The organism is Nostocoides vanveenii, assembly GCF_039531165.1.
Lineage (GTDB): Bacteria > Actinomycetota > Actinomycetes > Actinomycetales > Dermatophilaceae > Nostocoides_A > Nostocoides_A vanveenii.
The window spans coordinates 1-9,470 of sequence record NZ_BAAAPN010000089.1 but is presented as its reverse complement, the minus strand read 5'-3'; the positions used below and the strand labels follow the sequence as shown (position 1 = coordinate 9,470).

6 protein-coding genes and 1 pseudogene are annotated in these 9,470 nt (G+C 67.8%); 4 read left to right on the top strand and 3 right to left on the bottom strand.

Annotated features, from left to right (window positions below; genetic code table 11):
* Nucleotides 1-102 precede the first annotated feature (102 nt).
* Nucleotides 103-483 (bottom strand): annotated as a pseudogene (locus tag ABD209_RS15925) (ATPase, T2SS/T4P/T4SS family); the annotation flags it as partial.
* A gap of 34 nt (nt 484-517) precedes the next feature.
* Between ABD209_RS15925 and ABD209_RS15920 the strand changes: the two are divergent.
* The 4 genes from ABD209_RS15920 to mcrC all read left to right on the top strand — a co-directional run bounded on the left by ABD209_RS15920 (nt 518) and on the right by mcrC (nt 7,979).
* On the top strand, nt 518-2,041 hold the full coding sequence (locus tag ABD209_RS15920) for a recombinase family protein (RefSeq protein WP_344067967.1): 1,524 nt from the start codon (nt 518-520) through the stop codon (nt 2,039-2,041).
* A gap of 98 nt (nt 2,042-2,139) precedes the next feature.
* A complete protein-coding gene (locus ABD209_RS15915; RefSeq protein ID WP_344067965.1) occupies nt 2,140-4,572 on the top strand; it encodes a GmrSD restriction endonuclease domain-containing protein in 2,433 nt (810 codons plus the stop codon).
* Nucleotides 4,573-4,686: 114 nt separating this feature from the next.
* Nucleotides 4,687-6,921, top strand: coding sequence for an McrB family protein (locus ABD209_RS15910; RefSeq protein ID WP_344067963.1), 2,235 nt, complete (start codon nt 4,687-4,689; stop codon nt 6,919-6,921).
* Nucleotides 6,918-7,979, top strand: a complete 1,062-nt coding sequence (gene mcrC / locus ABD209_RS15905; RefSeq protein ID WP_344067961.1) for a 5-methylcytosine-specific restriction endonuclease system specificity protein McrC — start codon at nt 6,918-6,920, stop codon at nt 7,977-7,979. Before ABD209_RS15910 ends, mcrC begins: the two co-directional genes overlap by 4 nt.
* A gap of 8 nt (nt 7,980-7,987) precedes the next feature.
* Here the strand turns inward: mcrC and ABD209_RS15900 are convergent, their stop codons facing one another.
* Both ABD209_RS15900 and ABD209_RS15895 read right to left on the bottom strand, forming a co-directional pair.
* Nucleotides 7,988-8,431 (bottom strand): helix-turn-helix domain-containing protein, encoded by a 444-nt coding sequence (locus ABD209_RS15900; protein ID WP_344067959.1) that lies wholly within the window; start codon nt 8,429-8,431, stop codon nt 7,988-7,990.
* Nucleotides 8,432-8,491: 60 nt separating this feature from the next.
* A complete protein-coding gene (locus tag ABD209_RS15895; RefSeq protein ID WP_344067957.1) occupies nt 8,492-9,007 on the bottom strand; it encodes a hypothetical protein in 516 nt (171 codons plus the stop codon).
* Nucleotides 9,008-9,470: the final 463 nt, after the last annotated feature.

Here is a 9,470-nt window from a genome sequence, read left to right as displayed (position 1 = left end):
TGCCGCTACTACGCGAGGGCCGGACGGATCAGTCCATCGGCAACCCAGCAGGGCACCAGTCAGATCAAGGGTCACGACCCTCGCGCAGCCATACCAGCATGTAAGACAGTTCAGCAGGGTTGTCTTGCCCGCCTGGGTGCCGCCGGCGACGAGAATATTGAGACCGGAGACGACGGCGGCTTCCAGGAACCGGCTGGCCTGCGGAGTAATCGTTCCCAAACGCACCAGGTCGTCGAGGTGGTCGGCCTTGGCGACGAACTTGCGGATGTTGACGACCCAGTGCTCCCGCGTGATGTCGGGAATCACCACGTGGAGCCTGGAGCCGTCCACGAGAACGGCATCGACGAAAGGCGATGAGAGATCGACGCGCCGGCCGGAGGTGCGCAGCATCTTCTCGACCAGATCACGGACTCCCGCCGTGGTCAGGATCGTCGGCGTCAGCTCGGCGATACCGTTGCGCGCCACGAAGACGCGCGTTGGCTCCCGCGTTGACTACTTTCTCCTCTAAAATGGAGCCATGAAGGCTGCGATATATGTCCGCATCTCCAAGGACTCCGAGAAGAAGGGCCTCGGGGTCGACCGGCAGCGGAAGGACTGTCTGGCGCTGGCCGAGCGCCTGGGCTGGGAAATCGTCGAGACCATCGTGGAGAACGATCAGAAGGCGAGCGACGGCGCGCTCCGGCCCAAGTACCAGCGGATGCTGGGCATGGCGGCCACGCGGCAGATCGAGGCGATCATCGGATGGGATCTCGACCGAGTGACCCGGACGCCGTCCGAGGCGGAGGAACTCTTCGAGTACGCCAAGGCGATGGGTCTGCAGCTCAAGTCGCACAACGGTGACCTCGACCTGATCACCCCGCAGGGGAAGCTCACGACACGAGTACGAACTGCGGTGTCGGCCTTCGAGATCGAGCAGATCCAGGCCCGCTTGCGGAGCGAGACGCTGCAGCGCGCGCAGTCCGGCCGATACAACGGCCCGAGGCCTTTCGGGTACGACTTCGCCACCGACGACCACGGCCGCATCCTGACCGGGTCACGCCAGGAGCTGGTGATCTGCGAGCCCGAGGCCGAGGCCATCCGGGAGGCCGTAAGCCGGGTGCTCGACGGAGAGGCCCTGTGGTCGATCACGAAGGACTTCAACCAGCGCGGGATCGCCACGACCACCGGCGGTCAGTGGCACACGCAGACACTTCGGCGGATGCTGATGCGCTGGACCCACGCGGGGTACCGGAAGCACCAGAGATACGAGAAGGGCCGGTTCGTCGGCAAGGAGTCGCTGTACGAAGCTGCGTGGCCCGCAATCATCGACCGCGATACTCACGAACGCGTGCTGGCGCTGCTCACCGACCCGACCCGGCGAAAGAGCCGGTCAACAGAAGCGAAGTACCTCCTGACGTCGATCGCCCTGTGCGGTGCCTGCGGGCGATACCTGGTCGGCACGACGAGCTATGAATACACGATCAAGGGCACGTACGTCCGCAAGGACGGGACCCGCTCCCCCGACAAGGTTCGTATGTACCCAGAGACCTACAAGTGCCCGCACGCGGGGTGCCACGCGGTCACGCGGCGGATGGACGCCGTCGACGAGCTCGTGGAGGCGACGGTCGTGGCGTTCCTCGAGCGCGAAGGGGTCGAGGCCTTCGGGGGTGACCCTGCGGCCGTGGTCGCTGCGCAGGCACGGTTCGAAGCCATCGAGGCGAAGCTGGCGTTGTTGACGGATCAGTGGGTCGGCGACAAGATCACCGACGCACAGTACGAGCGGGGTACGGCACTGCTGCGACCCGAGCTCGAGTCGGAGAAGGCGCGGCTGCGCCAGGCGCTGCCCGTCGACGGCCTACGCGAGTTCACCGGCACGGGTGCCGGCGCGGCCTGGAAGCGAGCCGACGTCGTGACGAAGAAGCGGGTGCTGCGCGCCCTCGGCGACATGGTCGGGCTCACGATCACGATCGCCCCCGTCGGGGCGGGAGCGTCATCCCGGCTGGACGCCGACAGGTACGCAGGGATCAGGATCGAGACCGTCGGCCGGGATGCCGGTCAGTAGCCCAACAGCGACATCCCACCCACCCTTGCGGGCCCACCAATGGTCGTGGGCGACAGTAGTGTTCGCCAAGCGGATCAAACCGGGAAGTTGGAGGGCCAGTGAACCGCCCAGCAACGTTCGATGACGCGACCACTCCGGCTGGGTCGGAGTCGGTCCGCGACCTGCTGCGGCGGCGCGAGGGCAACGGGCCAGGCAGTTGGAACCTGGCTCTCGTACAGCGCGACGAGGTGTGGGATCACGTCCGCATGCGGCACCTGCTCGACTCCCTGCTCGCGGGCTACCCCATCGGCTCGATCCTGCTGTGCCGGGTCAAGCAGGCTTCCCGCGTGATCCGCAGCCACGACGGCGAGCGGGTCGTGGAGGACGCAGACGCCACCGGTTGGCAGCTCCTGGACGGTCAGCAGCGGATCAACGCGCTCGTGTCGATGCTGACGGACAAAGGACGCTACGGCCGCTTCTACCTACACATGACGATGCGGCGCAATCCACCCGGAGCCACGCACAAGCGTCACTCCAAGGAGCAGACCCTGCGCCACATCGCGTGGCGCGAGTCGCCGGACGACCCTCTTCCGGACCGCCACCTGCACGTGGACCTCTCAGGGTGGTCCGCCTGGGCCGAGTCCGCGCTCACACCCTCGGTCCGCTTCGACGCGGCCAACGTCGAAGGTGCGTTGCGCACCCTCGACCCGGAGTTCACCGCTCAGCTCACCGACGTAGCTGCGGCGCAGGCTGCGGACCGGCTGAACGCGCTGGCCCACGCCTGGTCGAGACCCTCTGTCCCGGTGCTGAAGGCGGAGGTGGAGTCACCGCTCGACGTGCTGGAGGTATTCACCCGGATCAACCTGGGCGGCGTGCAGGTGGCCGGCTCCGACGTGTACTTCGCTGCCGTCAAGACGTTCTGGACCGAGGCCGAGGAACGTCTCGCCAGAGTGGCCCGGGCCACCCCGTTCCTGCATCGCCGGTTCGACCCACTCCGCTTCGTCTCGCGCCTCGCCAGCCGTGCGATCGGCCAGGGGGATCTCCTGCCGCTGAACGTCGAGCGACTGACCGGCAAGTCGGGTGAACCACTTCGGCTCGCCATGCAGGACCTGACTGCACAGAACTCTGCAGCCCTTCGACGCATCGCTGCGTTCAGTTCCTGGTACTCGGCGCACTCGCAGCTCGGCTTCGTCCTCAACCTGGTGACACCCGAGCTCTGGGACGACGTCCTCGCGTGGGCTGCCGGATCGGACCGGGACGACGACAGCTTCGCCGACAACCGAGCCAGCATCGACGCGTACCTGCTCGGAGCGACGATCTTCCGGTACCGGGCGGTGCTTGGCGATCGGTTCCACCGTTTGGCTTTCCTCGAGGCCCTCGCCGCCGGAGCCCAGGGGCTGCCCTTTCCGACGGACCAGATCCTCGCGGTGTCCCGGGCCGGCTCCGGGCTGCAGAACCGACGACAGGTGGTCCGCGGTTTGAGTGCAGCCGACCGGCAAGCCGTCGCGGACCAGAACGGACGAATCCTGACGTGCCTGGCACAGCGGATCCCCTACCAGTCCGAGGACGTCGTCGACTGGGACCACGTGTTCCCGTCGGCCCAGGCCAGGCGGATGTGGGCGCAGGGAGCAGGCCGGCGCAAGCACCACCCGGACCGGTGGTTGGTGAACACCGCCGGCAACGTCTGGGCACTCGACGCATCGACGAACAGGTCGCTGCAGGACAAACCACCCAGAGTCAAGTTCCCGATCCTGCTCGGCAAGGTGGCCGACGCGGACGCCGCAGGAGCGGTATGGCCACGTGAGCGATGGTCCATCACCGACGAGGAAGTTCGTCAGTTCATCGAGGTCGACGAGCTGCTCGACGACAATCCAGAGAACGTCGAGAGGGCAATGGCCCAGTTCAAGGCGTTGGTGACCGGCCGTACGGCCCGCCTGCTCGACGAGGCGCTCAACCGGTTCCCCGGCATCCAGCTGTTCGCCGCCGACGCGGAGGTGCTTCCGGACGACCCCTCGGCGATCCACGAGTTCCTCGAGGCACTGCAGGTGTCGCGTCGCGAGCCCGGCTCCGTCGCTGAGGTCGCCGTCGACGTGGCGGCCGGACCGTCGGGATGGGACGGACGCGATGATGAGCTGGCGTACGTCGCCAAACGGGTCGTCAAGAAGCTCACGACTCGGAGCCGGGCATTCCCGTACCGCTCGTCGCCGGGATTCGTCCGGGCCGCATATGTCTGGATCGGCGAACCAGACGACGACACGCACGTCGCGATAGGTCTCACGAACGTGTTCGACTGGGTCGAGACGACGCCCTTCTGGCTCCGCGTCCACGCAGAAACGGGCGGCTTCGAGACCGTCCTCGCCCGGTTGATGGCCTCGCCGCTGGCGGCCCGTGTCGTACTGCGACCCGTGTCCGAGGACGATCACGCGACGCATGCGTGGCTGCCTCTGGACGCACCGCCACACCTAACTTGGGATGACCTTGCGGAACACCTCACCGCCCAGGCCCGGCGGATCCGGGCTGTCATCGTCGACAATCCCCTTGAAAGCAAGTAGGGGCGGAAAGCTCGGGGCTGATGCGGTATCAGCGTCGGCACTTAGCCAGTCGCACCGACATCCTCGGCCACGCTGCCGCGGCCGACGGAGCCCATGTAGGGCAAGAATGCATCCGTGACTAACGAAGCTCAGGACGTGCCCGCCGCGGTCGCCGCATCGCGGCCGGCAGCCGACATGACGATCGCGCGCGAGGCCGGCGAGGTGATCGCGCACATGCTCGGCGACGGCCAGTCGATGATCGATCCTGCGACGACGATCTGGACGGCTGAGGCAGCTGAGGATCTCCGGGCGAGGATCGGGGACAACCCGATCATCGGGACTGGTCAGGGCCAGTGGGACAAGCTCGACCAGCAGCTCGAGGGGGCATCCCGTGAAGTAGTGCTCTTGGCGGCCGAGCTCGTGTTCCTGCGGGAGCACTCGCTCCGGTCGGCCAAGCCCGAGACCCGCCGGACACACCTCGACCGCGTCCTCGCGCACCTCGACTCCCCCGCCACCATCCCCGAGCCGATGTCCGCCTGGCTCGCACGACCGTCAGGGACCGCCGGGTTGGAGCCGGGATCCTGGTACAACGGCGCGCTGTGGCGACACGTCATCTGGGCCTCGACCTTCGTGCGGCACTGGAATGGCCTGACTCCGGCTGAACGCGAGAAGGCGCGAAGCGACCCGTGGGAGCTGCAGCGCGTGATGCTCACCTCCGGCGACGACCGCTCCGACATCCGCAATGTGCTGCAGTTCCTCTCTTGGCCGGACGTGTTCGAGCCGATCTCGTCGGCCAGCATGAAGGCGAAGGTGCGAGACGGGCTCGCCGACCGGGTGGGCGGTTCGACCGGCGACGACCCGGCTTCAATGGACCGCGACCTCCTCAAGATCCGCGCGGCCCTGGCCCACGAGGTCGAGGGTCCCTTCCACTTCTGGTCGCCAGGCGTCAACGAGCTCTGGGACGCGTCGCTGGACGAGAGTGACCCCGACGACGGGGCCACGGATGAGACCGAGCCCCGGCCACGGCACTACTGGCTGTACTCCCCCGGCCCGCAGGCCTCGGAATGGGAGGAGTTCTCCTCCAGCAGCATCATGGCGATCGGATGGGACGAGCTCGATGACCTCGCCACCTACCCGAACCGGGAGGCCGTCCGCCAGGCCCTCGATCCAGAGGGCACCGGCGGGTCGATGAAGAACGACGTCCTCGCGATCTGGCAGTTCCAGAACGACATGGCGGTCGGCGACATCGTCTTCGCCAAGCGCGGGCGACGCGAGATCGTCGGCCGCGGTGAGGTGACCTCCGAAGCGCGCTTCGAGCCCGAGCGCGACTCCTACCGACATGTCCGCTCGGTGCGGTGGACCCACACGGGGCCGTGGGAGCACCCAGGTGACGCGGCGACCAAGACGCTGACCGACATCACGACCTACCGCGACTACGTCGAGAGCCTCGAGACGCTCGTCACCGGCGAGGATGAGCCCTTGCTGCCGGAGACACCGACGCCTCCCCCGGCCTACGACAAGGCTTCGTTCCTCAAGGAGGTCTACCTCTCGGACGAGCGCTACGAGCGGCTTCGCGCCCTTCTGGCACGCAAGAAGAACGTCATCCTCGCCGGCCCGCCCGGTGTCGGGAAGACGTACGCCGCGAAGCGTCTGGCCTACTCGGTCATGGGCGCGAAGGACCCCGCGCGGGTCCAGGTGGTCCAGTTCCACCAGAGCTACAGCTACGAGGACTTCATGATGGGCTACCGGCCCACCGAGACAGGCGGATTCACGCTTGCCGAAGGCCCGTTCTACCGGTTCTGCGAGGCCGCCCGCGCCGACGATAGCGACCGGCCGCATTTCTTCATCATCGATGAGATCAACCGCGGCAACATCTCGAAAATCTTCGGCGAGCTGCTCATGCTGATCGAGGCCGACAAGCGCGGTCACGACCTGCGCCTGCTCTACAAGAACGAGTCGTTCTCCGTCCCTGCCAACGTCCACATCATCGGCATGATGAACACCGCCGACCGCAGCCTCGCGGTGCTCGACTACGCGCTGCGCCGACGGTTCGGGTTCTTCGAGATGCCCCCGGGCTTCGACTCGGCCGGGTTCGGTCGCTGGCAGCAGGAAGCCGGCAGCCCGACCCTCGATCGCCTCGTCGATGCTGTCGTCGAACTCAATGCGGTGATCGCGGATGACCCCGCGCTCGGCCGAGGCTTCGCCATCGGTCACAGCTTCCTGTCCCGCCCAGCCGGCACCGACGCAGACGACGCCTGGCTCTACTCGGTGGTCGAGGACGAGCTCATTCCGCTCCTCGACGAGTACTGGTTCGACGAGCCGGCCAAGGCAGAGGAGTGGGCCGGCAGGCTGAGGGCCGCGGTCGCATGATCGACCGGTCGATCGCCATCTCGAACGTGTACGTGATGTTGGCGTACGCGTGCCGGGCGATTCGGTCCGAAGGCAGGGATCGGATCGAGGCGGAGCGGTTCGACCACCTCCACGACCTGCTCGCGGAGATCCTGGTGCGGGGTGTCGGCACACAGGTCAAGCGCGGCCTACACCGCGACTACCTCGACCGTCGCGACGAGCTCGCGACGGTCCGCGGCCGCATCAACACCTCGCGCACCGTCGCCACACGTTCCACGACCCGAGGGCGGCTCGTGTGCGAGTTCGACGAGTACGAGGCGGACACGCCGCACAACCGGGCGCTGAAGTCGGTCATCGTCCTGCTGATCCGGCACGGCGACGTCGATGCACAACGAAAGGCGGCCCTGCGCCGGCTCCTGCCCTACTTGGATGCCGTCACTCTGGTCGCGCCAACGTCGATCCGTTGGGACGCACTCACCTACCACCGCTCCAACGCCACCTACCGGCTTCTGCTCGGTGTCTGCGAACTGGTCGTCCGCGGGCTCCTGCCCACCGAGGACTCCGGTAGCACGCAGCTCGCGTCATGGGTGTCGGACGAGCAAATGAGTCGGTTGTACGAGCGGTTCCTGCGCGAGTACTACGTCTTCCACCACCCGGAGCTGTCACCGGCTGCGCCAGGGGTGCCATGGGACTACGACGACACCACCGCCCACGGCGTTGAACAGCTCCCCGCGATGCGCACCGACGTCACACTCCGGTCGGGTCAGCGCTCTCTCATCATCGATGCGAAGTACTACGCCCAGACGATGCAGGTCAGTCCATGGGGCAAGTCGACCGTGCACTCGGCGAACATCTACCAGGTGCTGGCGTATGCGAAGAACGCAGACATCCGCCGGGACGGCTCCGTGAGCGGACTGCTGCTTTACGCGCGCACCGACGCACCCGTGCAGCCCGACCTCGACGTCGTCATCCAGGGCAACCGCATCGGTGCACGCACCCTCGATCTCAACCAGCCGTGGGAGATCATTCGCGCTCAGCTTGAAGACGTCGTCACGTGGCTCGAGGACAGCCCGCACTGACCAGGTGGTCAGCCGTCCGCTGACTCACGCCGAGCGAGCTCGGCGCGCAGGTCTTCAGTGGAGAACGCGGCCAGCACCTGGCGCGCCAGTGCGGCGCGGCCGGCGGCCGCGGCCTGGGCCTCGAGGTCGCGCTCGAAGACGGGCGCGGGCTGATCGGAACCGACCTCGTCGAGCAGGTCGGCGGCGCGGTCGCGGCCGTGGGCACGCAGGTCGGCCGAGGAGACCCGCAGGATCGACGCCAGCTTGACCAGGGTCGCGTCCGGGGGCACGGCCACCCGGGGCTGGCCGTCGCGGTACCGGAAGCCGCGCATCGCGACGTGCAGTGTGCCCGCGCTCAGGCCCGTGGCATCGGCCAGCTCGGCCACGGTCAAGCCGGAGGCGCGGTAGGCGTCCTTGAGTAGCTTCGACTCCGAGGGCAGGTCGGCGGGGTCGATGGAGTCGTCGTCAGGCACAGCCTCACCGTATCGCCGTGCCGGCGCGAGGCACGGCAGCCACTGCCGGCGCGGGTCAGGTCAGCGGGGGCCGAGCCGGTCCTCGAGCAGGTCGTCCCGCAGCTGGGCGAGCATGTACCACTGTGGGCCTTTCGACTTGAGGGCGACGTGGTGCAGGTGCTCCTCGTCGTCGACGGTCCAGGCCAGCACCAGCTCGGGCTCGCGGACGTGGTGCCCGTCCTCGACCCGGCCCCGCAGCTCGACGTAGACGCCACGCTCTGCCTCGGGCACCAGGGTCACGGCGACGCCGTCGTCGGCCACGGTGACCGTCCGGGCAAGGATCCGGCGAGCCTCGGCCGTGGTGATCGGGCCCCAGTGGACGTCGACGACGTCCTGACCCTCGGTCTTGGTCTCCCACGTATCGAGCTCAGCGATGACCAGTGCGCAGATGGCCGCGATGTCGCGCAGGTCGGCCGGGGAGGGCGGCCAGTGCTCCGGCCGCAGGTCGGCCAGCACCGCGGCGAAGTCCTGGGCGGCGCGGGGCAGGTCGCGCTGCGGTCGGGGCGCAGCATCAGGGTCGTGGTCGGGCTGGGACATTGCGGGGCTCCCGGGCAGCTCGTGGAGTCACCGACGGTACTGGCCGGGTCTGACCGGCGGTGGCGCTGGTCGATGCGCCGGCGGGCAGCTCGGCCTGGCGGCCGAGTGCTTTCGGGGGCGCGCTGCCGCGCACAACAGCTAGGTCAGGGGTGGAACGAGCAGGGGCGGGTGGTGAGCGACTGGCTCGTCCGACTCCGGCCACAACCCGGCCGCCACGGCAACCTCCTGCAGTGCGGCCGGGCCCGACGGAGAGCAGGAGAGCAGGCGGAGAGCAGCGGCCAGCGATCTGCTCTCCGCAGAAAGCGTTGATATTCCAACGAAAGTCAGTGCACGGAGAGCACGGAGAGCACGATCCGGCATTGAAAGCGGTCTCGAGAAACTGCCCGGAGGCGGCCATATAGCTGCCCGGTAGCGGCCACGAGAAGTGCCCGCTGGCGGTCACGGGGTCTGCCCGACACGAAGT

Coding starts and splice junctions, on each gene's coding strand:
- ABD209_RS15895 (WP_344067957.1), bottom strand. CDS start 9,007: ATGTCCCAGCCCGACCACGACCCTGATGCTGCGCCCCGACCGCAGCGC.
- mcrC (WP_344067961.1), top strand. CDS start 6,918: ATGATCGACCGGTCGATCGCCATCTCGAACGTGTACGTGATGTTGGCG.
- ABD209_RS15920 (WP_344067967.1), top strand. CDS start 518: ATGAAGGCTGCGATATATGTCCGCATCTCCAAGGACTCCGAGAAGAAG.